Here is a 25,311-nt window from a genome sequence, read left to right on the forward strand (position 1 = left end):
CCCGCACAGGGGATGACCGAGCGCTCAGCAGGTCGCGAGCATGCTCTGCAGGGCGCTCTTCTCCGAGCTCTGCAGCGTCAGCTTCCAGTAGTACTTCACCTGGATCCACGCCCTGGCGTAGGTGCACCTGAACGAGCTCAGCGGCGGCTGCCACGTCGAGGGGTCCTGGTCGCCCTTGGCCTGGTTGACGTTGTCGGTCACCGCCCACAGCTCGGGCCCGCCGAGGTCGTTGGCGTAGGACTGCCGCTGCGCGCTGGTCCAGGCGTAGGCGCCGGAGCGCCAGGCCTCGGCGAGCGGCACCATGTGGTCGATGTCGACGTCACTGGCGGCGGTCCAGGTCGCGCCGTCGAACGGGGAGTACCAGCTGCCGGAGGTGGCCGCACAGCTGGAGTTGACGACCACTCCGACGCCGTCCCTCTTGAGCACCGTCTCCCGGGTGTTGCAGGTGCCGCTGATCGTTATCCAGTGGTTGAACAACGACCGGTCATAGGAGGACTGATTGGTTTCCGCGGCGACGGTGAGCGTCGCGAGCCTGCTGGCGGCGGTGGCCGCCGAAGGGATGTTCGGCGGGGTCGCCGAAGCCGTTCCGGTTGTCAGGGAAAAGGTGACGAGAATTGCCGTGAGGGCAGCGGAAGCCGCGGTGACGACTCGTTTCACGAGTGGCCCCTTCTGTCGCTCCACCTCGGCCAGTCGGGGGGTCTGGGCACCGCGAGAGGAGGACAGACGGAACGTCTCAAGTCATGACAAATACGCAAATGTCATGGTTTGACGACGAGTCAGGATGCACTTGGTCGGATACTGCATCAATCCATGGTCAGATACGCTTGATCTGCGATAATGTGAATTACGGTGATTCGAGCACCCCGCCTTACCGCGCGAACACGCGGTGAAATTCCGGTAACCGGCGAATTTCCTTCCGGGACGGCCCCCGGGTCACCGGCTCCCCCGGACGCGCACATCGCCCCCCCTCCTCCCCTGGCAGGCGCTTGCAGCAGGTACGGCGACTGTCGTACCGTGGAGTGGAAAGCGCTTTCCATAGGAGGTCGGAGAAGATGTCCCCGCAAAGCATCGGCGTCGTGATGAACGGTGTCACCGGTCGCATGGGCTACCGCCAGCACCTGGTCCGATCGGTCCTGGCGATCAACGAGCAGGGCGGTGTGACACTGTCGGACGGCGGCCAGGTCCTGCTCAGGCCGGTCCTGGTCGGCCGGTCCGCCGAGAAGCTCCAGAGACTCTCGGCGGAGCACGGCATCGCCGGCTGGACCACGGACCTCGACACCGCCCTCGCCGATGACGACAATCTGATCTACTTCGACTCCCAGGTCACCCAGGCCCGGGTGAAGTCCGTGTTCAAGGCGATCGAGGCGGGCAAGCACGTCTACGCGGAGAAACCGACGGCCGAGACGTCCCAGGACGCGCTGGCACTGGCCGAGGCCGCGACCGCCAGAGGCGTGAAGAACGGCGTCGTGCAGGACAAGCTCTTCCTGCCGGGCCTGCTCAAGCTCAGGCGCCTGATCGACGGCGGCTTCTTCGGCCGCGTCCTCTCGGTCCGCGGCGAGTTCGGCTACTGGGTGTTCGAGGGCGACTGGCAGGCCGCCCAGCGCCCGTCGTGGAACTACCGCGCCGAGGACGGCGGCGGCATCGTCCTCGACATGTTCCCGCACTGGGCGTACGTGCTGGAGAACCTGTTCGGCCGGATCACCTCGGTCTACGCCCAGGCCGTCACCCACATCCCCGAGCGGGTGGACGAGCGGGGCGAGACCTACCGGGCCACCGCCGACGACGCCGCCTACGGGGTGTTCGAACTGGAGGGCGGGGTCATCGCGCAGATCAACTCCTCCTGGAGCGTCAGGGTGAACCGCGACGAGCTGGTGGAGTTCCAGGTGGACGGCACGCACGGCAGTGCCGTCGCGGGCCTGCGCGACTGCCGCGTCCAGCACCGTGCCGCCACTCCCAAGCCGGTCTGGAACCCCGACCTGCCCGCGGGCGCCCGTTTCAGGGACGGCTGGCAGGAGGTACCCAACAACGAGGAGTTCGACAACGGGTTCAAGGTCCAGTGGGAACGGTTCGTCCGCCACGTGGTCGAGGACGCGCCGTTCCCCTACGACTTCGCCTCCGGCGCGCGTGGTGTCCGCATCGCCGAGCTGGGCCTGCGCTCCTCCGCAGAGGGCCGCCGCCTGCCGGTGGAGCCGTGATGAGGATCGCGCTCCCGGGCGGGGAGCACGTCCTGCGCGAGCCGGTCACCTGGGCCAGGCCCCAGGGGCCCGCCCGGAGCCGCACCGTCTACGCCGCCGCCCACGTGGTCGCCGACCCGCTCGGCGACAACACCCCGGGCTCCCGGGCCGCCGTCGACTGGGAGGCCACCCTGCGCTTCCGCCACCACCTGTGGTCCCACGGGCTGCGGGTCGCCGACGCCATGGACACCGCGCAGCGCAACATGGGCCTCGACTGGGCGGCCACCCGCGAGCTGATCCGGCGCAGCGCCACCGAGGCGAAGGCCTTCGGCGACCCGGCGACGCTGGTGGCCTGTGGCGCGGGCACCGACCAGGCGCCGGACGCCCGGACCCTGCGGGAGGTCGTGGCGGCCTACGGCGAGCAGATCGAGACCGTGCGGGACGCGGGCGCCGGGGTCATCGTGATGGCGAGCCGGCAACTGGCCGCGATCGCGCGGGGCCCGGAGGACTACCACCGGGTCTACGGCGAGCTGCTCTCCCAGACCGATCGCCCGGTGATCCTGCACTGGCTGGGCGAGATGTTCGACCCGCTGCTGGCGGGCTACTGGGGCTCGCGGGACGTGGCCGAGGCCACCGCGTCGTTCCTGTCGCTGATCCACGACCACGCGGCGAGGGTGGACGGGGTCAAGGTCTCACTGCTGGACGCCGAGCACGAGATCGGGCTGCGCGAGGCGCTGCCCGAAGGCGTCAGGCTCTACACCGGCGACGACTTCAACTACCCTTCGCTGATCAGGTCGGGCAGTCACGCGCTGCTGGGCATCTTCGACGCGATCGCCCCCGCCGCCGCCTCGGCCCTGCAGGCGCTCGACGCGGGCGACCTCGGACGGTACGACGAGATCATGGACCCCACGGTCCCGCTCTCACGGAAGATCTTCGAGGCCCCCACGTACAACTACAAGACGGGCATCGTCTTCCTGGCCTGGCTCAACGGCCACCAGGACGCCTTCAGCATGGTCAACGGCGCCCAGGCGGCCCGTTCCCTGCCCCACCTGGCCGAGGTGTTCCGCCTGGCCGACAGGGCCGGGCTGCTGGCCGACCCCGAGCTGGCGGTCTTCCGGATGCGCTCCCTGCTGGCGGTGAACGGCCTGTGAGGGCGCGGGCGAAGAGCCGTCTCTCGCTGAACCAGTGGACCACGAAGCGATGGTCGGTGGCCGAGGCCGTCGACGGGTGCGTGCGGCACGGTGTCGAGGCCATCGGCCTGTGGCGGCAGGACGTCGCCGCGCAGGGCCTGAAGGAGACCGTCGAACTCGTCGCGGACGCCGGACTGCGGGTCTCGTCGCTCTGCCGCGGCGGCTTCCTCACCTCCGGCGATCCGCAGGCCCTGGACGACAACCGCAGGGCGATCGACGAGGCCGCCACGCTGGACGCCGCCTGCCTGGTCATGGTGGTCGGCGGCCTGCCGGGCGTGGTGCCCGGCCGGCCGCTGGGCGCGATCTCCCGCGACCTGCCCGCCGCGCGGGAGCGGGTCGCCGAGGCACTGGCCGTACTGGCCCCGTACGCGGGCGAGCGCGGGGTGAGGCTGGCCCTCGAACCGCTGCACCCGATGTACTGCGCCGACCGGGCCGTGCTGTCCACGCTGGGCCAGGCCCTCGATCTGGCCGAGCCGCACCCTCCCGAGCAGGTGGGCGTCGTCGTCGACACCTTCCACGTGTGGTGGGACCCGAACGTCCTGGAGCAGATCGCCAGGGCCTCGGGGCGGATCGCGAGCTACCAGGTGTGCGACTTCCTGTCTCCGCTCCCCGCCGACGTGCTGCTCGGCCGGGGAGTGATGGGCGAAGGCGTGATCGACTTCGCACCGCTGACCGAGGCGGTGGCCGCGGCGGGCTACACCGGGGACATCGAGGTGGAGATCTTCAACGCCGACGTGTGGGCCGCCGACCCCGACGAGATCCTGGCCAGGGTGCGGTCCTCGTTCGCCGAGCTCATCGGAGAATGACGCGCGGGCCCGCGGAACGGACTCCGAGGCGACAGGAGCGTTCCAGTCAGGGGAAACCGCGTTCGCCGGGCCCGGATTACCGCTTCATGGTGAAGTGACATGGCAGCTGCTCGTACGGTAGGGGTATGACGACCGCAGAGAGCGAAGCCAGCCCCGCCATACAGCGGCCGCCGGAACATGTCCTTGCCGTACTGGAAGCGATCAGGGAGTGGGAGGCCGCCAACCCCGACTCGGCCCCTTCGGGCCAGGGAGAGGCGATCCTCTGGGCCCTGGGCAAGCGTGAGCAGGCGCCGATCAGCGGCCGTCCGGCGTCGGGATCCCCGCCCACCCTCGCCGAGGCCCGCGCGGAGATCGACGCCGCCGAGCGGGTTCCGCGCGAGGGCCGGGTCGTCCCCGCCGACGGGGTCATCAGCACCCTGAGCTGGCTGATCGGCGCCAAGGACGGGCTGCCGATCCCCGGCCGCCGATCCTCGGAAGGCTGGGGACACCTGGTCGGCGGACGCGGCGTGATCCTGCGCACCGAGGCCGAGATCGGCCGGATCGCCGAACTGGCCCACGCGGGCCGGCCGAACGCGGCGGGCGAGTGGGAGCGGGAATGGTGCTCCGGGACCATCGCCGTGTGTGAGTGGGTGCTCGGCACCCGCAGGAAGTCCCCGGTCCGTAACACACCGCGCCCCATCCACGGACCGACCGGACTCAACCTCGGCATGGAGGAGAGCGCCGCCGAGGACGTGTCGCGACAGCTCGGCCGGGGCCGTCAGCACTCCCCCGGCTACGGAGACGGAGTCATCCGGACGATCCGCTGGCTGCGCGGTCAGCTCATCGTCCCGCCGGTCAACGAGCAGGGAAAACCGATCTCCGGCGCCCGCTGACCGCCTGTCCCGATCCTCCTTCCTGCTCCCCTACGACACGGCGGGCCCGGCCCCCGCGGGGGCCGGGCCCGCCGTCGTGACATCGCGGCAGAGGTGAGCCGACCGAGGCGACCTCACCCCAGAGCGCGGGTGCTCTCGCGGAGGATCACCTCGCCGGTCACGACCTGGGCCCTGGCCCCCTCGTCCGGGGCGAGGGCCATCTCCAGCGCGCGGGCACCCATCTCCGCGAGCGGCAGCCGCACCGTGGACAGCGAGGGAACCAGGTCGCGCAGCGTGGAGATGTCGTCGAAGCCCGCCACCGAGACGTCCTCGGGGACGCGGATGCCCCGGTCCCTGAAGGCGGCCAGGGCACCCACCGCCATCACGTCGGTGACGGCGAAGACACACGTGACCCCGGACACCTGGGTGGCCGCCGAGTAGCCGCCCTCCCTGTCGAAGGAGCCGTGCAGGACACGCGGCGCGGGCAGACCGAGCTCTTCGAGCGCGGCGGCGAACCCGGCCACCCTGTCCATGGACGCGATCAGCCGCTCGGGCCCGGCGAGGACGGCGAAGCTCCGGTGCCCCAGCCCGGCGAGGACACGGGCCAGCGCGGCGGCGCCCAGGCGGTTGTCCGGCACCACCGCGTCGACCCCGAGCAGGTCCTGGCCCACGCAGGCCACCCGGCCACCGGTCTCCCGGTAGCGGTCGAGCTCCTCGCGGAGCTGCCGGGTCAGCTGCTCGTCGGCGACCCGGGAGCCGACCAGCAGCACGGCGCGGACCCGCTGCGCGTTCAGTGTCGAGACATAGGCGATCTCCCGCTGGGGATCGCGGTGCGTGGTGCCGATCATGACCATCAGCCCCTGGCTCTCCGCGACCCGCATGGCCCCGTCGGCGATCGCGGCGAAGTAGGGGTCGGTGAGATCGTGAACGACCAGGCCGATCACGTTGCTGGCCCCCCTGGCGAGGGTCTGCGCGGCCACGTTGGTGCGGTATCCCAGCTGGGCGGCGGCCAGCTCCACCTTGGCCCGCAGGGACGCGCCCACCTGTCTGGTGCTGCCGTTGAGCACCCGTGACGCCGTGGCGAGCGAGACGCCCGCGTGCCGGGCGACATCCTCAAGCGTGACCACCGACAACCTCCCGGAAAGCGTTTTCCAAAGTCTGTCAGAGTTGTCGCCGTCCCGCATCCGGGACATGCCGCACCGGACCGCGCACCTTGGGGAACAACTTACCCACCTCGCGCGGGACCGGCCGCGCCAAACGTTGTTACCCGCGAGTAGCATAGGGGGGAAGCCATCCAGCAACGAGGAGCGAACCCCGTGCCTTCGTCTCGTGACGTCGTATTCGTCGACGGTGTGCGCACACCCTTCGGCAGGTCGGGCCCCAAGGGCCTGTACGCCGAGACACGCGCCGACGACCTGGTGATCCGCGTCATCCGCGAGCTGATCCGGCGTAACCCGAATCTGCCTCCCGAGCGCGTCGACGAGGTGGCCATCGCGGCCACCACGCAGATCGGCGACCAGGGCCTGACCCTCGGCCGCTCCGCCGCGATACTGGCCGGGCTGCCCAAGAGCGTGCCCGGCTACTCGATCGACCGCATGTGCGCCGGCGCGATGACCGCGGTGACCTCGGTCGCCGGAGGCATCGCCTTCGGCGCCTACGACGTCGCCATCGCCGGCGGCGTCGAGCACATGGGCCGCCACCCCATGGGCGAGGGCGTCGATCCCAACCCCCGCTTCCTGGCCGAGCAACTCGTGGACGGTTCCGCCCTCGTCATGGGCATGACCGCCGAGAACCTGCACGACCGCTACCCCTCCATCACCAAGGAGCGCGCGGACGCCTTCGCCCTCGCCTCCCAGGAGAAGGTCGCCAAGGCCTACGCCGACGGCCGGATCCAGCCTGACCTGGTCCCGATGGCGACCAGGTCCGTCGAGAAGGGCTGGGGGCTGGCCACCGCCGACGAGGCCCCCCGCCCCGGCACCACGCTGGAGGGTCTGGCCGCGCTGAAGACCCCGTTCCGCCCGCACGGCCGGGTCACCGCGGGCAACGCCTCCGGTATCAACGACGGTGCCACCGGCTGCGTCGTGGCCGCCGCCGACGTCGCCGAGGAGCTCGGCCTCGCCCCGAAGATGCGCCTGGTCTCCTACGCCTTCGCCGGCGTGGACCCCGAGGTCATGGGGGTCGGGCCGATCCCGTCCACGGAAAAGGCGCTGCGCCTGGCCGGGCTCTCCATCTCCGACATGGGACTGTTCGAGATCAACGAGGCCTTCGCCGTACAGGTGCTGGCGTTCCTCGAGCACTTCGGCATCGCCGACGACGACGCCCGGGTGAACCCCTACGGCGGCGCCATCGCCTTCGGCCACCCGCTGGCCTCCTCCGGGGTGCGCCTGATGACGCAGCTCGCCCGCGAGTTCGGTGAGCGCCCCGACGTCCGCTACGGCATGACCACGATGTGCGTCGGCCTGGGCATGGGTGGAACGGTCATCTGGGAGAACCTCAGCTGGGAAGGTAACAAGTGACGGACATCAAGGAACTCTTCGCCGACGAGATCGTCACCCGGGCGACGGTCCACGACGTGGAGCTGCCCCAGGGCGCGGGCACCATGGCCCTGATCACGCTGGACAACGGCTTCGACCACACCAAGCCGTCGACGTTCGGCCCCGGGGGGCTGACCTCGCTGGGCGAGGCCCTCGACGCGATCGCCGGGCGGGGCGACCTGGCGGCCGTGGGCGTCGTCGGCAAGCCGTTCGTCTTCGCCGTCGGCGCCGACCTCAAGGGCGCCGCGCTGGTCTCGGAACGGGACCAGGCGCTACAGATCGGCCGGCTGGGCCACGAGGTGTTCCGCCGCCTCGGCGAGCTGGACGTGCCGTCGTTCGCGTTCGTCAACGGCGCGGCCATGGGCGGCGGTCTGGAGATCGCGCTGCACTGCACGTACCGGACCATCTCCTCCGGTGTGCCCGCCGTGGCACTGCCGGAGTGCTTCCTCGGCCTGGTCCCCGGCTGGGGCGGCACCCAGTTGCTGCCCCGCCTGATCGGGCCGGCCGCGGCCGTCAAGCTCATCATCGAGAACCCGCTCTCGCAGAACCGCATGATCAAGGGCAGGGAGGCGTTCGGGCTGGGTGTCGCCGACGCGATGTTCGAGCCCGCCGACTTCCTTGAGGAGTCGCTGCGCTGGGCCTCGGCGGTGCTGCGCGGCGACGTCACCGTCTCCCGCACCGACCACACCGCCGAGGACTGGTCCAAGACCGTCTCCGACACCCGCTTCCTGCTCGACATGAAGCTGCACGGCGCCTCCCCCGCCCCGTACCGGGCGCTGGAGCTCCTCGAGCTGGCCCGCACCGCCACCCGCGACGAGGGCTTCGCCGCCGAGGACCGGGCGCTGGCCGACCTCCTGATGGGCGACGAGCTCCGCGCCGGCCTGTACGCCTTCGACCTGGTGCAGCGCCGGGCCAAGAAGCCCGCCGGAGCCCCGGAGGCGGCCCTGGCCCGCAAGGTCACCAAGGTCGGCGTCGTCGGCGCGGGCCTGATGGCCTCGCAGATGGCACTGCTGTTCGCCCGCCGCCTGGAGGTCCCGGTCGTGCTGACCGACCTGGACCAGGCCCGGCTGGACAAGGGCGTGGGCTACGTGCACACCGAGATCGACAAGCTGCTCGCCAAGGGCCGCGTCTCCGGCGACCAGGCCAACCGGCTCAAGGCCCTGGTGACCGGCTCGCTGACCAAGGACGCGTTCGCCGACGCCGACTTCGTCATCGAGGCCGTGTTCGAGGACATGAAGGTCAAGCAGAAGGTGTTCGCCGAGGTGGAGGCGGTCGTCTCCGCCGAGTGCGTGCTGGCCACGAACACCTCCTCGCTCTCGCTGACCGAGATGGCCTCGGGGCTCCGGCACCCCGAGCGCGTCGTGGGCTTCCACTTCTTCAACCCGGTCGCGGTGATGCCGCTGCTGGAGATCGTCCGAGGGGAGCGGACGGACGATGCGACGCTCGCCACGGCCTTCGCCGTCGGCCGGTCGCTGAAGAAGTCGTCGGTGCTGGTCAAGGACGCGCCCGCGTTCGTGGTCAACCGCCTGCTGACCCGCTTCATGGGCGAGGTCATCGGTGCCGTCGACGAGGGCACCCCGCTGGAGCTCGCCGACCACGCGCTGGACGGGCTCGGCCTGCCGATGACCCCGTTCGCGCTGCTGCAGCTCGTCGGCCCGGCCGTGGCACTGCACGTCGCCGAGACGATGCATGAGGCGTTCCCGTCCCGCTACGGGGTGTCGGAGAACCTCGCCCGGCTGGTCGCGGCGGGTAAGCCGGGTGTCTACGCGCCGGACTTCTCCCTGGACCCCGAGGCGGTGGCCCTCTTCGCCGGGGGCACCTCACCGTCCACGGCCGAACAGGTCCGGCTGCGGGCGCTGCGGGCCCTGGCCGAGGAGATCCGTCTCATGCTCGACGAGGGTGTGGTCTCCGCTCCCCAGGACATCGACCTGTGCATGGTCCTCGGCGCGGGGTGGCCGTTCCACCTGGGCGGCATCACCCCCTACCTCGACCGCGAGGGGATCTCCGAGGTACGCTTCCTGCCGCCTGGCGTGGCCTCGGTGCCCGCCTGACGCACCCCTTTCCCGGTGTGACTCCCCTGCCTCGCGGCCGTCGCGGGACGGGGGAGCGCGTCACCGCGTGTCTGCCCGTCGCTGCTCCGACAGCCTGCTGTGCCGGTAGCCGTAGCCGGTGTAGATCAGGAATCCGAGGAGCATCCACGCCCCGAACCTGATCCAGGTCTCCACCGGCAGGTTGAGCATCAGGTAGAGGCAGGCGAGCACCGACAGGACGGGCACCAGCGGCACCAGCGGGGTGCGGAAGGAGCGGGGCAGGTCGGGACGGGTGCGGCGGAGGATGACCACCGCGATCGAGACCACCGCGAACGCGAAGAGCGTGCCGATGTTGACCAGTTCGGCGATCGTGGACAGCGGCACCAGCCCGGCCAGGGCCGCGACGACGACACCCATGACGATGGTGATGACGTACGGCGTGCGGTACTTCGGATGGACCTTGGCCAGCCCGCTTGGCAGCAGTTCGTCGCGGCACATGGCGAACATCACCCGTGACATGCCCAGCATGAGGATCATCACGACGGCCGTCAGGCCGACCAGCGCGCCGACGCTGATCAGCGACGCGGCCCAGGTCTGGCCGACGGCCTTGAACGCGTCGGCCAGTGGCGCCGCCTCACTGAGTTGACGGTAGGGCTGCATGCCGACCACGACCAGCGAGACCGCGACGTAGAGCACGGTGCAGACACCGAGTGAGGACAGGATGCCGATGGGCAGGTCCCGCTGCGGGTTGCGGGTCTCCTCGGCGGCGGTGGCGACCACGTCGAAGCCGATGTAGGCGAAGAACACGACCGCCGCGGCGCTGAAGATGCCCAGCACCCCGTACGCGACCGGGGTGATGCCGAACAGTACCTGGATCAGCGGCGCGGCCAGTCCCTGCACCGCGGGGGTCGCCTTGGACGGCGGGATGAACGGCGAGTAGTTGGCGCCCCTGACGAAGAACAGCCCCGCCACCACGACCAGCAGGATCACCGCGAGCTTGATCGTGACGATGATCAGGTTGAACCGGGAGGACAGTTTGATCCCGAGGACCAGGACCCCGGTGAGCAGCAGCACGACCAGCGCGGCGGGCAGGTTGAACACCGCCCCCTCCCCCGCGATCACGCCGGGCAGCGGGGCCCCCAGGGACGCCAGCAGCGAGGTCAGGTACCCCGACCAGCCGACCGCGACGACCGCGGCGCCGAGCATCATCTCCAGCGTCAGGTCCCAGCCGATGATCCAGGCGGGCAGCTCGCCCAGGGTGGCGAAGGCGAAGGTGTAGGCGGACCCGGCCACCGGGACGGTGGAGGCGAACTCGGCGTAGCAGAGCGCCGCCAGCGCGCAGACGATCCCGGCGGCCACGAAGGACAGCGCCACCGCGGGCCCCGCCGTCTCCTTGGCGACCCGGCCGGTCAGCACGAAGATGCCGGTGCCCACGATGACGCCGATACCGAAGACCGTGAGGTCCAGCGCGGTGAGATCCTTGCGCAACCGGTGTTCCGGTGCCTCGGTGTCCGAGATCGACTGCTCCACCGACTTGACGCGAAGAACACCCACGATCCCTCCTGACGCGCCGGCGGTCAACCTTGCCGACGCATCAGGTCATGCCCAGCGGATCACCGCCTGAACGGCGGAGCCGAGGATGTTTGGCGGGGAGGTGTGGTCAGCCGGCCGGCTCGTTCTCCAGGGCCGGAGAGCGCTTCGCGATCGCCTCGGTGACCTGCCGGGCGATGTCCTGCGAGGTCAGGCCGATCTCGCTGAGGATCTTCGCACGCTTGGCGTGGTCGAGAAAGCGCCGCGGGATGCCGTAGGTGCGGACCGGGACGTCGACGTCGGCGTCGCGCAGCAGGCGGGCGACCGCGTCACCCACACCGCCCACCCTGCCGCTGTCCTCGACGACCACGACCAGCTTGTGGTCGCGGGCGGCCGCCACCAGGGCCTCGTCCAGCGGATTGACCCAGCGCGGGTCGACCACCGTGGCGGAGATCCCCTGGGCGTCGAGCAGGTCGGCGGCCTCCAGGCACAGCTCGGCCATCGGCCCCACGGAGACGAACAGCACGTCGGCGTCGCCCCCGCGCAGCACGTCCATCTCGCCGAGGCGGCCGACCGCCTCGATCTCGACGGCCACCGGGCCCTTGGGGTAGCGCAGCACCGTCGGGCCGTCGTCGACCTTCACGGCCTCGGCCAGCAGCTCGCGCAGCCGGGGCTCGTCGCGGGGAACCGCGATCGACAGGCCGGGGACGACCTGCAGGATCGACAGGTCCCACATGCCGTTGTGGCTGGCGCCGTCGTCGCCGGTGACGCCCGCCCGGTCGAGCACGACCGTGACGGGGAGGCGGTGCAGGGCGACGTCCATCAGGAGCTGGTCGAAGGCCCGGTTCAGGAAGGTGGCATAGACGGCCACCACCGGGTGCAGACCGCCGAGCGCCAGGCCCGCGGCGCTGGTCAGGGCGTGCTGCTCGGCGATGCCGACGTCGTAGAGGCGGTCGGGATAGGCCTCGGAGAACGGGATCAGGCCGGTCGGGCCGAGCATCGCGGCGGTGATCGCCACGATGTCCTGACGCTCGGCGCCCAGGCGCACCATCTCCTGGCCGAAGACGTTGGTCCAGCCGTGCGGTTTCGGCTTCTCCTCGCCGGTCAGCGGGTCGAAGACGCCCGGCGAGTGGAAACAGTCCTCGTCGTGGTTCTCCGCCGGGGAGTAGCCGAAGCCCTTCTTGGTGAGCACGTGCACGATGACCGGGCGGCGGAAGTCCCTGGCCCTGCGCAGCGCGGACTCCACCGCCTGCTCGTCGTGGCCGTCGACCAGCCCGATGTACTTCAGGCCGAGGTCCTCGAACATGACCTGCGGGGCCAGGACGTCCTTGATGCCCTTCTTGACGCCGTGCAGGGCGTCGTAGACGGGAGCGCCGACCACCGGGACCCTGTTCAGGCTGCCCTTGACGAAGTCGAGCATGTCCTCGTAGCGCTGGGTGGTGCGCAGCGAGGCCAGGTGGGAGGCGAGCCCGCCGATGGTCGGTGAGTAGGAGCGGCCGTTGTCGTTGACCACGATGATCAACGGCAGGTCCTTGCGCGCCGCGATGTTGTTGAGCGCCTCCCAGGCCATGCCGCCGGTGAGCGCCCCGTCTCCGATCACCGCGACGACCGTGCGCTCCGCCTCGCCCCGCAGCCGGTACGCCTTGGCCAGGCCGTCGGCGTACGACAGCGCGGTCGAGGCGTGCGAGTTCTCGATGATGTCGTGCTCGGACTCGGCCTGGCTGGGGTAGCCCGACAGGCCGCCCTCCTGGCGGAGCGTGTCGAACTGCCCGGCCCTGCCGGTGAGCATCTTGTGGACATAGGCCTGGTGACCGGTGTCCCACAGGATCCGGTCACGCGGCGAGTCGAAGACCCGGTGCATCGCGATCGTCAGCTCGACGACACCCAGGTTGGGGCCGAGGTGGCCGCCGCTGCGGGCCGTGGAGGCGATCAGAAGGTCCCTGATCTCGGTGGCGAGCAGTGGCAACTCGTCCACCGCCAGCAGCTTGAGGTCCCCTGGCCCCTTGACCGACTCCAGAAGACTTCCAGGCCGCCCGGTCCGCTCGCTCACGGAATCATCCCCTCTGTCCAGTGACCGTCACGACGAGTCTAGTTCGGATGGCAGGCGCTGCCCTCCCGGGTGAAAAAACTGCACGGTTTATATACAGTTGCCCTAACCTTTCCCTCAACATGAACCCCCTCCCCTCCAGGCGACAACTGTCACTGATCGTGGCCTTCCTGGTATTCGCGGCGGTGGCCACGGGAGTCGTCATCGCCGTCCCCTACATCACCCCGGCGATCCTTCCGGCGGTCACCCCTGCGCCCGTTCCCTCCCCCGCCCTTACCTCCACCCCGGCCCCCGGCAAGGCCCCCGCAAGGGGCTCGGCCGTCAAGGAGCGGGCCGCGCCGCAGGGCCGCGCCGCCGCGACATCAAACCGCCTCTACCGCACCGGCTCGATGCCGGTCACCAGATGTTCGGCGGGGACGATCCGCGCGGGGAGCGCGGCCTCCTACCGGACCTTCATGACTCGGATCACCCAGTGCCTGAACCGCTCCTGGAAGACCCAGTTCTCCAAGGCGGGCCTGTCCTTCTCCAGGCCCAGGCTGCGCTTCTCCAGCTCCAAGGTGACCACGCCCTGCGGCCGGTGGCCCAGCAGCGCGGGCGGGTTGTACTGCTCGACCAACAAGACCATCTACATAGGGATCACCCGCCAGGTCCTGCGGAACCCCTACGCGGCCAACCACGCCCAGTTCATGGCCCACGAGTACGCCCACCACGTGCAGCACCTCGCGGGCATCATGGACTACTACGCCAGGAGCGTCTGGTACGCGAAGGCGGCCACCAAGCTCTCCTACTCCCGCCGCCTCGAACTGCAGGCCGACTGCCTGGCCTCCGTCTTCCTGCGCCAGATCGCCGACGACCTGCCGGTCGAGCAGGCGCAGTGGAAGGCGATGGTCGGCTGGGTCAACGCCAACGGTCACAAGAACTGGCCCAAGAACGACCACGGCAAGGGCCGCAGCCAGGCCTACTGGATGGAGCGCGGCTTCGACTCCGGCTCCCCCTCCGGCTGCAACACCTGGTCCGCCGCCACGGGCCGGGTCGCCTGATCGCCCGTCGGTCCCGAAGGGAACCGGTGCAAACCCCACTCGGTCCCGCCGCCCGCGGCCGTACCCTCAGAGCTTGGCCGCATAACAGCTTTACCCGGTGTTTCACCTCCCATAGGGTTCGGGATCATGCGTACCCCCCTTATCGTGCTGCTCTCCGGCGCCCTGGCGAGCCTGCTGTTCGCCGGCACGGCGAATGCGGTCCCCACCGAGCAGGTCAGGCCGGTCCCCAAGGGCAAGACCGCCCTCGTCGCCAACCCGATCTACAAGTCGGGCAAGCTCGACGAGGAGGCCTGCCAGGAGCAGCCGGTCTACAACGACGACCTCGAATCAGCCGAGGTCTATCTCGACTTCGTCCTCGACTGCCTCAACAAGAGCTGGGAGTACCAGTTCTCCAAGGCGAAACTGCCCTTCTCCAAGCCCAGGTTCGCGGTCACCCCGCGCATCGGCGTCCCGACCGGCTGCGGCAAGTTCCCCGACGGCGCCCAGGCGCTCTACTGCTCCAGGAACAAGAAGATCACCTTCTACCTGAGCAAGGGCATCCTCTCCGAGGCGACCGAACTGTTCCTGTTCCAGACGCTGTCCCACGAGTACGGTCACCACGTCCAGCAGCTCTCCGGGATCCTGCCCACCGTGTTCCTCCGAAAGTACAAGAGCAACAAGGAGGGCCTGGCCGAGCTCCGCAAGGTCGAACTCCAGGCCGAGTGCCTGAGCGGGGTCTTCATCGGCAGCGTCTGGCGCTCCCTCGGCCGCCGTGAGTCGGACTTCAGGTACATCCTGAGCGCCGCCTACACCACGGCCAGCCACGGCAAGGCCGCCAACATCGCCTACTGGCTGACCCGAGGCTTCCGCCAGGAGGACCCCGGCGCCTGCAACACCTTCATCGCCCCCAAGTCCAAGGTCTCCTGATCGCCCAACCGACCGCGACGGCCACCCGCCTTCCAGCAGCACGGCGGGTGGCCGTTCCTTTCCGGCCGCCGGCGCGGGTCAGGAGCCGGCGCGGGCGAGGACTTCCAGAGGGTCGGCGAGGACCTGGGAGAAGGCCAGCTCGGCGGCGCCGACCAGGGTGGCGTCATCACCGAGGGCCGAGGTGCGCAGGCGCAGGTGCTCACGGGACGGAGGCAGGGCGTCGAGGGCGAGACGGCTGCGGACCTGGGCGGCGGAGCCGAGGTAGATCTCCCTGAGCATGCCGCCGAACACCACCATCTCGGGGTTGAAGATGTTGACGAGGTTGGCGACGCCCAGGCCGAGCCAGTCACCGACGCGGCTCAGCGCGGCCTGCGCGACGACGTCACCCCGGTCGGCGGCGTCGACCACGGCGCGGACGGCGTCCCTGCCGACCTGGGGGCCGAAACGGCCCGCGGCCTCAAGAAGGGCACGCTCGCCGACCTCCGCCTCCAGGCAGCCGAGCGAGCCGCACCCGCAGACGCGGCCCTTGTCAGGGTTGACGATCATGTGCCCGACCTCGCCGCCGAAACCAAGGTGACCGCCGAGCAACTGGCCGTTGGCGATCACGCCGCCGCCGATGCCGACGTCGCCGTGCAGGTAGAGGAGGTCCCGGCAGCCGACGCCGACCCCCCGGGTCTGCTCGGCGAGGGCGGCGAGGTTGGCATCGTTGCCGACCGTGACCGGCAGGCCGAAGGCCAGCCGGCGGGTCATCTCCTCGGCGAACGGCACGTCCTCCACGGTGGCCATGTTGGGCCCGAACCTGATGCCTCCGTCATCGCGGCCCACGCCACCGGAGAAGGCCGCCGCCACCCCCACGCACACCGTGTCGGGCCGGGTCCTGCGGTGCATCTGCCGGGCGAAGGCGGCGAGCGGGCCGACGATCTCCTCCAGGGAGAAGGCACCGCGCCTCCGTACCGTCTCACGGCGGTCGAGGATCGTACCGCCCAGGCCGACGCGGGCGGCGACCATCCGGTCGACGCCCACGTCGAAGGCGAACACGTAGACCCGCGCCGACTCGGGGCGGACCACCAGGGAGGGGCGCCCGGCCCGGCCGGTCTCCCTGGGCAGTTCCTCCCTGACCAGGCCTGCGGCGGTCAGGTCGGCGGTGAGGGCCATGATGGTGCTGCGGTTGAGGCCCATCCGGTTGGTGAGCTCCGCGCGCGAGGTGGGGCCGCTCAGATGGACGTGGCGGAGCAGGGCGCCAAGGTTGTGGCGCCTGATCTCCTCTTGGGAGGGGCCTGCCCGCATGACGAGGGGTTCCTTCGGTGGATCGGAGTCGCTGATCACCTTAGACCAGTGGCGGCCGCCCGCTTGCGGGAGAGCGCGTCCACCATGGCGGCCAGCAGCAGCACCGATCCGGTGACCATGAACTTGACGCCGGAGCTGTAGCCCATCAGGCCCATGCCGTTCTCGATGACCGCGACCACCGCACCGCCGAGGATGGCGTCGAGCACCCGGCCCTTGCCACCGAACAGGCTGGTGCCGCCGATGACCGCGGCGCCGACCGCGTACAGCAGCACGTTGCTGCCGCCGGTGTTCGGGTCGACGGAACTGGCCCGGGAGGCGGCGATGACGCCGCCGATCGCGGCCATGGAGGAACAGATCACGAAAGCGCTGATCTTCATCCGGTCGACGTTGATGCCCGCCCGGCGCGCGGCCTCGACGTTGCCGCCGACCGCGTACAGGTGACGTCCGTACGCCGTGCGGCGCAGCACGAACGTCAGGACCAGCAGCAGCACCACGATGATGGGCACCACGAGCGGCACGCCCGCCAGCGAGACGACCGCGGCGTTGCGGCTCCGCTCGATGTTGAGGAAGTAGACGGCGAGCCCGCCGAGCAGCGCGAGGGTGCCCACCCGGACCGCGATCAGCGAGACCGGATCGGCGGTCAGCTCCCGGGCGGCGCGCTTGCGGGCGCGCAGCAGCTGGAGACCGGCGTATCCGGCGACCCCCACGGCCAGCAGGATCCAGCCCAGCGCGGGCGGGAGGTTCTTGTTGGCGATCGCCAGGATGGTCTCGTCCCGGATGGCGATGATGGTGCCGCCCTTGACCAGCAGCAGCACGAGCCCCTGGAAGGCCAGGAAGGCGGCGAGCGTCACCACGAACGACGGGATGCCGAGTTTCGCGACGATGGAGCCGATCCCGGTGCCGATCACCACACCGGTGAGGATGGCCGCGCCCACCGCCACGTACCAGGGCAGTCCCTGGCTGCTGAGCAGGATCGCGAGCACCGCGGCGCAGACACCGCTGGCGAAGCCCGCCGACAGGTCGATCTCGCCGAGGAGCAGCACGAAGACCAGGCCCATGGCGATCACCGTGACCGCGGCGCCCTGGGTGAACAGGTTGGCGAAGTTTCCGGCGGTCAGGAAGGACGGCCGGAGGATGGCGAAGATCGTGCAGAGCACCACGAGACCGAACACCGCCGGCAGCGCGCCCATGTCACCGCCGCGTACCCGCTCGGCGTAGCCGCGAACGTTGCTCCTGATCGAGGGGGCCTCGGGTACGCGCTTCGGGGAAATCGTGGCGGTCATACGGTGGCTCCGTTGGTGAGGCCGAGGTCCCCGCTGCGGCCGGAGGTGATCAGTTCGACGACCTGCGCGTGGGTCACGTCCGAGGTCTTGACCTGGGCCGCCATCCGGCCCAGGTAGAGGGTGGCGATCCGGTCCGACACGGCGAACACGTCGTTCATGTTGTGCGAGATCAGCACGACGGCCAGGCCCTGGTCGGCCAGGCGCCGGACCAGTTCGAGCACCTGCGCGGTCTGGGCGACGCCGAGCGCCGCCGTCGGCTCGTCGAGGATGACCACCTTGCTGTTCCACAGCACGGCCTTGGCGATGGCCACCGTCTGGCGCTGACCGCCGGAGAGACTGGCGACGAGCTGGCGGATGGACTTGACGGTCCTGACCGACAGGCTCTCCAGGGTCTTGGCCGCCATCGCCTCCATCGTGTCCTCGTCGAGGACGATGCCGCGCCGGTGCTCACGCCCCAGGAACATGTTCTGGACGATGTCGAGGTTGTCGCAGAGCGCGAGGTCCTGGTAGACGATCTCGATGCCCAGCTCGGCCGCGTCGCGCGGGCTGCCGATCCGGACGGGCTTGCCGTCGAAGAAGTACTCGCCGGAGTCGATCGGGTGGATGCCGCCGACGCACTTGACGAGTGTGGACTTGCCTGCGCCGTTGTCGCCGACCAGCGCGGTCACCTCTCCGGCGTAGGCGGAGAAGGCGACGTCGTGCAGGACCTGTACGGGACCGAAGCTCTTGTCGATCCCGCGGAGTTCCAGTGCGGGGGTCATGGGGTTGTGCTCCCTGTGTTCATTTCGCGCGGCGAAGCTCGCGCGGCTCGGGCGCCTGCGGGCGGTGTCCTGCCCCGTAGCCGGAATGGACGACTCACCTGCCGCGTCCCTCCGGCGTCACAGTGCGAATACGCCGCGATGGAGCGCAGGGGGACGGACGGCCTCCGGGGCGGCCGTCCGTCCCCCGCACGCCCTACTGGATTCCGGCCTCGGTGCACTTGGCGGCGAACTCGCCGGTGCACAGCTCGTCCTTGGTGACGAAGCCGTCGGCGACGACGTCCTTGACGCTGTCGAAGAAGATCGGCTGCGGGTCGAGGAGAACGGCGGGCACGTCGGCGCCGCTCTCGGTGTCCTTGACCGTACCGGTCGCCGCGGGCTTCTCGCCCTTGGCCAGGCCGATGGCCAGCGCGGACGCCGCGTCGGCCTCCTTCTTGATCGCCTTGTAGACCGTCATGCACTGGTCACCGGCGAGAATGTTCTGCAGGCCCTGCACCGTGGCGTCCTGACCGGTGACCGGGACCTTGCCGTTCAGGCTGTTCTTCTTCAGGACCGAGATGGCCGCATTGCCGAGACCGTCGTTGGCGGCCAGGACACCGGCGATCTTCGGCTGCTCGGTGAGCATCTGCTCGAAGATCGTGCCCGCCTGGGCGTTGTCCCAGTCGGGAACCGACTGGTCGGGGCCCTTGACGTAGTCCCCCGAGTCGTACTTGGCCTTGAGCACGCCGTCGTAGCCGTTCTTGAACAGCGTGGCGTTGTTGTCGGTCGGCGAGCCGTTGAGCTCGGCGATGATGGGCTTCTTGGCCTGCTTATCCGACAGGCACTTCACCAGGCCCTCGCCCTGCAGGGTGCCGACCTTGGTGTTGTCGAAGCTGACGTAGTAGGACGCGCCGCCGTTGAGAGTGAGGCGGTCGTAGTCGATGGTGGCCACGCCCTGCGCCTTGGCCTTGTCGAGCACGGCCTTGCCGGTGCCGCTGTCAAGGTTGACGATCATCAGAACCGTGGCACCGTTGGTGATCATCTGGTCGGCGATGGTCTGGAACTGGGTCTTGTCACCCTGGGCGTTCTGGATGTCGTAGGCGACGCCCGCGGCCTTGAACGCCTCTTCCAGGTACTTGCGGTCCGCGGTCTCCCAGCGGGCGGAGGACTTGCTGTCGGGGAGGATGACGCCGACCTTGCCCGCCACGGCAGCCGAACTCTCCGCGGGGGACGCGCCGCTCGACGCGCTGGTGTCGGCATCGTCGCTCCCGCAAGCGGCGAGGCCAAGGGTCATCGCCGCGGCGGCGGCGGTAAGGCTGAGGATCCCCTTGCGCATGGTGCACGGGTCCTTTCTTCGAAAGTGGGGGGTACGACGGAGGTGCGGCATGCCGAATTCGCGGGTACGGCTCCACCGGATCTCGGCTCACCGTTCCGTTGAATGTTGTTTGCGGCAACGTATTCCGCCACCGGCCAGGAGCGCCAGACCTTCCATGGGTAAAGTTTGTTGTGGCCGGTAACAATCCAGAAACGCGTCATTAACCCCCATGGCCCCGCACGGCCATCTCGCCTGGGATCACGGCCCCCACCTGCCGCTTCCGGGCGATGACCGGGAGAACATAAAAAAAACCGCCCGGCGGGATGATGTCCCACCGGGCGGTTCCTGTCTGGGGTGTCCCCCGATGTGAGCGGAGCCTGCGTGCGGCCCCGCCCCTCCTGCTCAGCTCTTGGCGAGCAGGGAGCGCAGGACGTACTGCATGATGCCCCCGTGCCGGTAGTAGTCGGCCTCTCCGGGGGTGTCGATGCGTACGACGGCCTGGAATTCCTTGTCGTCGGCCCTGACCGTCACGGTCTGCGGGATGCCGCCTCCGTTGAGGGCCTCGACGCCGACGACGTCGAAGGTCTCCTCACCGGTCAGGCCCAGTGACTGCGCCGTCTCCCCCTCGGGGAACTGCAGCGGCAGCACGCCCATGCCGATCAGGTTGGAGCGGTGGATGCGCTCGTAGGACTCGGCGATGACGACGCGGACGCCGAGTAGCGCGGTGCCCTTGGCCGCCCAGTCACGCGAGGAGCCCGAGCCGTACTCCTTGCCGGCCAGGACGACGAGCGGGATACCCGCGGCCTGGTAGTTCGCGGAGGCGTCGTAGATGAAGGCCTGCGGCCCGCCCGGGGCGGTGAAGTCGCGGGTGTAACCGCCCTCCACGCCGTCGAGCAGCAGGTTCTTCAGCCGGATGTTGGCGAAGGTGCCGCGGATCATGACCTCGTGGTTGCCCCGGCGCGAGCCGTAGGAGTTGAAGTCCTTGACCGCGACACCGTTCTCCTTGAGGTAGTCGGCCGCAGGGGTGCCGACCTTGATCGCGCCGGCCGGGGAGATGTGGTCGGTGGTGACCGAGTCGCCCAGCTTCGCCAGCACCCTGGCCCCGGAGATGTCGGTCACCGGCTCCGGCTCGGACGGCATGCCCTCGAAGTAGGGGGCCTTGCGGACGTAGGTCGAGTCCGGGTCCCACTCGAAGGTGTTACCGGTCGGGATCGGCAGCGAGCGCCAGGTCTCGTCGCCCTTGAACACGTCGGCGTAGTCGTGCAGGAACATCTCCTGGTCGATCGAGGAGGCGACGACCGCCGCGATCTCCTCGGGCGCCGGCCAGATGTCGGCGAGGAAGACCGGCTCACCGTCCGAGCCGGTGCCCAGCGGCTCGGTGTTCAGGTCGATGTCCATGGTGCCCGCGAGGGCGTAGGCGACCACCAGCGGCGGCGAGGCCAGGTAGTTCATCTTGACGTCGGGGTTGATCCGGCCCTCGAAGTTACGGTTGCCGGACAGCACCGCGGTGACCGCGAGGTCGTTCTCCTGGATGGCGGCGGAGATCTCCTCCTGCAGCGGGCCCGAGTTGCCGATGCAGGTGGTGCAGCCGTAGCCGACCAGGTTGAAGCCGATCTTGTCGAGGTAGGGCTGCAGGCCCGAGCGCTCGAAGTAGCCGGTGACGACCTGCGAGCCGGGGGCCAGGGAGGTCTTGACCCACGGCTTGCGGGTCAGGCCCTTCTCGACCGCGTTCCTGGCGAGCAGCGCGGCGCCCATCATGACGTACGGGTTGGAGGTGTTGGTGCAACTGGTGATCGCGGCGATGGTCACCACGCCGTGGTCGATCTCGAAGGTGGTGCCGTCCGCCAGGGTGACCGGAACGACCCTGTGCGGGCGCTTGCCGTTGTGACCGGCGGCGTGCGGCCTGTCACCGTTGCCGGCGTGGGAGATCGCCGGGGAGTCCGAGGCGGGGAAGGACTCGTCGGACGCCTCGTCGAGCGGGCCCTGGATGCTCGGCACGTAGTCCTTGACGGCCGCGCGCCAGGCGCTCTTGGCGCCGGACAGCGCGATGCGGTCCTGGGGGCGCTTGGGGCCCGCGATCGACGGGACGACCGTGGCCAGGTCCAGCTCGATGTACTCGGAGAAGACCGGCTCCTCGGCCTCCGGGTCGAGCCACAGCCCCTGGGCCTTGGCGTAGGCCTCGACCAGGGCGACCTGCTCGGCGGGGCGGCCGGTCAGCGTGAGGTAGTCGATCGTCTGGCCGTCGATCGGGAAGATCGCGCAGGTCGAGCCGAACTCGGGGCTCATGTTGCCGATCGTGGCCCGGTTGGCCAGCGGCACGCTGGAGACGCCCTCGCCGTAGAACTCCACGAACTTGCCGACGACGCCGTGCTCGCGGAGCATCTCGGTGATCGTGAGCACCAGGTCGGTGGCGGTGGCCCCGGCCGGGAGCTTGCCGGTCAGCTTGAAACCGACCACCCGCGGGATCAGCATCGAGATCGGCTGGCCGAGCATCGCGGCCTCGGCCTCGATGCCGCCGACGCCCCAGCCCAGGACGCCGATGCCGTTCTCCATCGTGGTGTGGGAGTCGGTGCCGACGCAGGTGTCCGGGTAGGCCTTCCCGTCACGCGTCATCACCACGCGGGCCAGGTGCTCGATGTTGACCTGGTGCACGATGCCGGTGCCCGGCGGGACGACCTTGAACTCGTCGAAGGCGGTCTGTCCCCAGCGCAGGAACTGGTAGCGCTCGCGGTTGCGCTCGTACTCCCGCTCGACGTTGCGCTGGAAGGAATCGGGCCCGCCGAAGAAGTCGACGATGACCGAGTGGTCGATGACCATCTCGGCCGGGGCGAGCGGGTTGATCCTGGCGGGGTCACCGCCGAGGTCGCGGACGGCCTCGCGCATGGTCGCCAGGTCGACGACGCACGGGACGCCGGTGAAGTCCTGCATGATCACGCGAGCCGGCGTGAACTGGATCTCCACGTTCGGCGTGGCGGACGGGTCCCACTGGCCGACCGCGCGGATGTGGTCGGCGGTGATGTTCGCGCCGTCCTCCGTGCGGAGCAGGTTCTCAAGAAGGATCTTCAGGCTGTACGGGAGACGCCCCGACCCTTCCACGGCGTCCAGCCGGTAGATCTCATATCCCGCGTCACCGACGCGGAGCGTGTCACGGCTGCCGAAGCTGTTCGAGGACACGGTTCGCCTCCCTCATCACCCTGATGTCTGTCGCGCCGGCACATAGGCGCGATTGAATCCTGCCGCACCGCCGGAGCACCCCGGACTGTTAGGTACGCCTAACCTCCGAGCCGCCCGCAGGTTGCAGCGGATGTCTCGATATCAAGATATCCCTCCGGGTATCTCGACATCAAATTACCCCTCAGTATGATCACTGCGGGGCGAGGCGGAGGTACAGCAGCCCGAGAACGACGACGGAAAGTACCGGGGCGAGAAACTTCTGCTCGAAAGCACGGCCCGTCTTGATGCCGATCTTCCACGGCAGCAGCCATTTCTGCCGCAGCGGCCAGAGCACGGGACAGCCCTTCTCGGTGCAGCAGTCACCCACGACGTGGGTCAGGCATCCGATCGCGACCGCCAGTCCCAGCCAGGCGTAGCCCACACCGTCGCTGCGGAACACCACGAACAGCCCGGCCGTCATACCGACGTTGAGCATCGCCGAGGCGAACTTCTTGCCCGGGATGCCGATCCCGATCGCCCGCAGCGCCAGGCCGATGAGCAGGACCACCAGGATGTCGCGGCCGATCGGATAGGTGCCGGCCAGGTAGTGCGCGCCGAAGCCCGCGGCGGCCGCGAACACCAGCGAGTGGGTGGCGTTGCGGTGTCCGCCGGCGAGCCATGACACCGCCTTGCTCAGACCCCAGGTGACCGGCCCGAACGTCTGCGCGATCGTCGCGCTCGGATGGTCGAGGTCGGGCAGCATCGCGGCACCGGCGCAGATGATGGCCCCGGCGACGAACTCGGCCGGGTTGAGCGCGTTGACCATGACGCCGGTCTCTATGAACTTCGACGTCTCGGTCAGCAGGGGCAGCGCGGCCAGCCCGGGCGCCACCCCCAGCCAGGCGATCGCGCCCGTCAGCGCATGCGTATGCCCCATCATCGCTCAGACACCACCATCAAGATCACGCCGGGAGACTGTACGGCAAAGACCCCTCCAGGTGGAGGACCGTGCCATTTTGCACCATCGGCGTGTCGCGTGGGCGAGGCGATCCCGGCGCGTGAGCACCGGTCACCTTCACCCGCTTCCAGGATCACTCGAGGGCGACGCTCGTCCGCTTCGATCTCCCCGTCCCTTCACGAGAAGTGCCTGCCATCGGCATCTTCCTACGAATGAGGAACGGATGGAACCGCCGATCGGTGCCGGGGACGACCGTACGAGAGCGCCCGCCCGGGAAGATCGCCTTCACCCTGGGGCCTCACCCCGGAGTCTTCGCCGAGCACCCTCCGGATCGCCTCCACGGGAGGCCGGAGACGGGTGGGGAAAGATCGGCGAGCAGGCGGCGGCCTGCGGAAACGACAGACGGGACCGTTCCGCACCGAAAGCACCCCCCAGCCCTTCCGGCGCGGAACGAATCCCGTCTACGTCCTTTGTAACGTGCAGGTCTCAGTACTTGTTCCAGAATCCGGCAAGAATTACGTGATCTGCCTCACTTACACGCTGAGCACCCGCACGGTTACTGTCGGCTCCCCCTCAAGGGAAGAACCATATTTCAGGACAAGGGTTGCTGCCAGAATGTTCTCGATATATCTTTGAGGCATCGAGAGCGATCAAAAGACGATCGCGATATGGAGGTACGACATGACGGCAGCGAACGCGATGAGTGGCCCCTGGGCCGGGTTCGGCTCCCAGGAGGTCAGGCGCGAGATGAAGCGCGCGGCCAAGGAGGCCTGGCGGCAGATGGCCGCCGGATGGCACGAGAGCGGGCCGCAGCACGGGCCGCAGCACGGGCCGCACCGGCACCACGAGGGCGGACCGCACGAGCACCGGCACCGCGGGCACCGCGGCCCCTTCCCCGGCGGCGGGTTCCCCTGGGACTTCGGCAGGGGCGGTCGAGGCGGCCGGGGGGGCAGAGGCCCGTTCGGCGGGGGCCCCTTCGGCGGGGGGCCGCCGTTCGGGCGCGGGCGCAAGGCCAAGCGCGGCGATGTCCGCGCGGCGATCCTCGCCCTGCTCACCGAGTCCCCGCGGAACGGCTACCAGATCATCCAGGAGATCGAGCGGCGCAGCGAGGGTGGCTGGAAGCCCAGCCCGGGAGCGGTCTACCCGGCGTTGCAGCAGCTCACCGATGAGGGCCTGGTCCTGGCCGAGGAGAACGAGGGGCGCAAGACCTTCAGCCTCACCGAGGCCGGCCGCGCCTACGTGACCGAGCACTCCGACGAGGTGCGCGCGCCGTGGGAGGAGATGACGCCCGACATCGACGACAGCACCTGGGAGTTGATGGACACCGCCCGCCAGTCGGGGTTCGCCATGCTCCAGATCCTGCAGACCGGCAGCGAGTCGCAGATCCGGCAGGCGAAGCAGACGCTGGCCGAGACGCGCCGCAAGCTCTACCAGATTCTGGCCGACGGCGACACCGGCGAGGAGTGACCC

19 protein-coding genes are annotated in these 25,311 nt (G+C 69.6%); 9 read left to right on the forward strand and 10 right to left on the reverse strand.

Going from position 1 to position 25,311, the window contains the following annotated elements; all coding sequences use genetic code 11:
• Nucleotides 1–24: 24 nt before the first annotated feature.
• A complete protein-coding gene (locus ABT061_RS15460; RefSeq protein ID WP_350917086.1) occupies nucleotides 25–657 on the reverse strand; it encodes an HNH endonuclease family protein in 633 nt (210 codons plus the stop codon).
• A gap of 395 nt (nucleotides 658–1,052) precedes the next feature.
• Here ABT061_RS15460 and ABT061_RS15465 point away from each other — a divergent pair, with 395 nt between their 5' ends.
• The 4 genes from ABT061_RS15465 to ABT061_RS15480 all read left to right on the forward strand — a co-directional run bounded on the left by ABT061_RS15465 (nucleotide 1,053) and on the right by ABT061_RS15480 (nucleotide 5,042).
• Complete coding sequence (locus tag ABT061_RS15465; protein ID WP_350917089.1) at nucleotides 1,053–2,195, forward strand: Gfo/Idh/MocA family protein; 1,143 nt, start codon at nucleotides 1,053–1,055, stop codon at nucleotides 2,193–2,195.
• Nucleotides 2,195–3,325 (forward strand): dihydrodipicolinate synthase family protein, encoded by a 1,131-nt coding sequence (locus ABT061_RS15470; RefSeq protein ID WP_350917092.1) that lies wholly within the window; start codon nucleotides 2,195–2,197, stop codon nucleotides 3,323–3,325. The genes ABT061_RS15465 and ABT061_RS15470 overlap by 1 nt, the downstream gene beginning before the upstream one ends.
• Nucleotides 3,322–4,170 carry a sugar phosphate isomerase/epimerase family protein gene (locus ABT061_RS15475; protein WP_350917095.1) on the forward strand — a complete coding sequence of 283 codons (849 nt, stop codon included), beginning with the start codon at nucleotides 3,322–3,324 and terminating at the stop codon, nucleotides 4,168–4,170. Before ABT061_RS15470 ends, ABT061_RS15475 begins: the two co-directional genes overlap by 4 nt.
• A 125-nt stretch (nucleotides 4,171–4,295) precedes the next feature.
• Nucleotides 4,296–5,042, forward strand: a complete 747-nt coding sequence (locus ABT061_RS15480; protein WP_350917098.1) for a hypothetical protein — start codon at nucleotides 4,296–4,298, stop codon at nucleotides 5,040–5,042.
• Nucleotides 5,043–5,155: 113 nt separating this feature from the next.
• On the opposite strand, the gene ABT061_RS15485 is transcribed toward ABT061_RS15480, so the two are convergent.
• Nucleotides 5,156–6,148 (reverse strand): LacI family DNA-binding transcriptional regulator, encoded by a 993-nt coding sequence (locus ABT061_RS15485; protein WP_350917101.1) that lies wholly within the window; start codon nucleotides 6,146–6,148, stop codon nucleotides 5,156–5,158.
• Between the two features lie 189 nt (nucleotides 6,149–6,337).
• On the opposite strand from ABT061_RS15485, the gene ABT061_RS15490 reads away from it, so the two are divergent.
• On the forward strand, nucleotides 6,338–7,537 hold the full coding sequence (locus ABT061_RS15490) for a thiolase family protein (protein ID WP_350917104.1): 1,200 nt from the start codon (nucleotides 6,338–6,340) through the stop codon (nucleotides 7,535–7,537).
• Nucleotides 7,534–9,606 (forward strand): 3-hydroxyacyl-CoA dehydrogenase NAD-binding domain-containing protein, encoded by a 2,073-nt coding sequence (locus tag ABT061_RS15495; protein ID WP_350917107.1) that lies wholly within the window; start codon nucleotides 7,534–7,536, stop codon nucleotides 9,604–9,606. The genes ABT061_RS15490 and ABT061_RS15495 overlap by 4 nt, the downstream gene beginning before the upstream one ends.
• 60 nt (nucleotides 9,607–9,666) lie before the next feature.
• Here ABT061_RS15495 and ABT061_RS15500 read toward each other — a convergent pair whose 3' ends face one another.
• Both ABT061_RS15500 and dxs read right to left on the reverse strand, forming a co-directional pair.
• Nucleotides 9,667–11,139: an amino acid permease gene (locus tag ABT061_RS15500; RefSeq protein WP_350917110.1), complete on the reverse strand. Its 1,473-nt coding sequence runs from the start codon at nucleotides 11,137–11,139 to the stop codon at nucleotides 9,667–9,669.
• Between the two features lie 106 nt (nucleotides 11,140–11,245).
• Nucleotides 11,246–13,165: a 1-deoxy-D-xylulose-5-phosphate synthase gene (dxs, locus tag ABT061_RS15505; protein ID WP_350917113.1), complete on the reverse strand. Its 1,920-nt coding sequence runs from the start codon at nucleotides 13,163–13,165 to the stop codon at nucleotides 11,246–11,248.
• Between the two features lie 119 nt (nucleotides 13,166–13,284).
• On the opposite strand from dxs, the gene ABT061_RS15510 reads away from it, so the two are divergent.
• Together ABT061_RS15510 and ABT061_RS15515 are read left to right on the forward strand one after the other, a co-directional pair.
• Nucleotides 13,285–14,202, forward strand: coding sequence for a neutral zinc metallopeptidase (locus tag ABT061_RS15510; RefSeq protein ID WP_350917115.1), 918 nt, complete (start codon nucleotides 13,285–13,287; stop codon nucleotides 14,200–14,202).
• A 126-nt stretch (nucleotides 14,203–14,328) separates the two neighbouring features.
• Entirely contained in the window at nucleotides 14,329–15,108 is a 780-nt protein-coding gene (locus ABT061_RS15515) for a neutral zinc metallopeptidase (protein ID WP_350917118.1), read from the forward strand.
• Nucleotides 15,109–15,186: 78 nt separating this feature from the next.
• On the opposite strand, the gene ABT061_RS15520 is transcribed toward ABT061_RS15515, so the two are convergent.
• The 6 genes from ABT061_RS15520 to ABT061_RS15545 all read right to left on the reverse strand — a co-directional run bounded on the left by ABT061_RS15520 (nucleotide 15,187) and on the right by ABT061_RS15545 (nucleotide 23,823).
• Nucleotides 15,187–16,395, reverse strand: a complete 1,209-nt coding sequence (locus ABT061_RS15520) for an ROK family transcriptional regulator (RefSeq protein WP_350917121.1) — start codon at nucleotides 16,393–16,395, stop codon at nucleotides 15,187–15,189.
• Nucleotides 16,396–16,430: 35 nt separating this feature from the next.
• Nucleotides 16,431–17,678: a sugar ABC transporter permease gene (locus ABT061_RS15525; protein ID WP_350917124.1), complete on the reverse strand. Its 1,248-nt coding sequence runs from the start codon at nucleotides 17,676–17,678 to the stop codon at nucleotides 16,431–16,433.
• The gene (locus ABT061_RS15530; RefSeq protein ID WP_350917127.1) at nucleotides 17,675–18,439 is read right to left on the reverse strand and encodes an ATP-binding cassette domain-containing protein; all 765 of its coding nucleotides are present in this window, start codon (nucleotides 18,437–18,439) and stop codon (nucleotides 17,675–17,677) included. The genes ABT061_RS15525 and ABT061_RS15530 overlap by 4 nt, the downstream gene beginning before the upstream one ends.
• Before the next feature lie 193 nt (nucleotides 18,440–18,632).
• A complete protein-coding gene (locus tag ABT061_RS15535) occupies nucleotides 18,633–19,751 on the reverse strand; it encodes a sugar ABC transporter substrate-binding protein (protein WP_350917130.1) in 1,119 nt (372 codons plus the stop codon).
• Between the two features lie 381 nt (nucleotides 19,752–20,132).
• Nucleotides 20,133–22,904 carry an aconitate hydratase AcnA gene (gene acnA / locus ABT061_RS15540; RefSeq protein ID WP_350917133.1) on the reverse strand — a complete coding sequence of 924 codons (2,772 nt, stop codon included), beginning with the start codon at nucleotides 22,902–22,904 and terminating at the stop codon, nucleotides 20,133–20,135.
• 190 nt (nucleotides 22,905–23,094) lie between these two features.
• A complete protein-coding gene (locus tag ABT061_RS15545; protein WP_350917136.1) occupies nucleotides 23,095–23,823 on the reverse strand; it encodes a metal-dependent hydrolase in 729 nt (242 codons plus the stop codon).
• A 699-nt stretch (nucleotides 23,824–24,522) separates the two neighbouring features.
• On the opposite strand from ABT061_RS15545, the gene ABT061_RS15550 reads away from it, so the two are divergent.
• Nucleotides 24,523–25,308 carry a PadR family transcriptional regulator gene (locus ABT061_RS15550; protein WP_350917139.1) on the forward strand — a complete coding sequence of 262 codons (786 nt, stop codon included), beginning with the start codon at nucleotides 24,523–24,525 and terminating at the stop codon, nucleotides 25,306–25,308.
• The last annotated feature ends 3 nt before the right edge of the window (nucleotides 25,309–25,311 follow it).

Origin of the sequence: Streptosporangium sp. NPDC002544 (assembly GCF_040295965.1) — a bacterium.
Taxonomy (GTDB): domain Bacteria; phylum Actinomycetota; class Actinomycetes; order Streptosporangiales; family Streptosporangiaceae; genus Streptosporangium.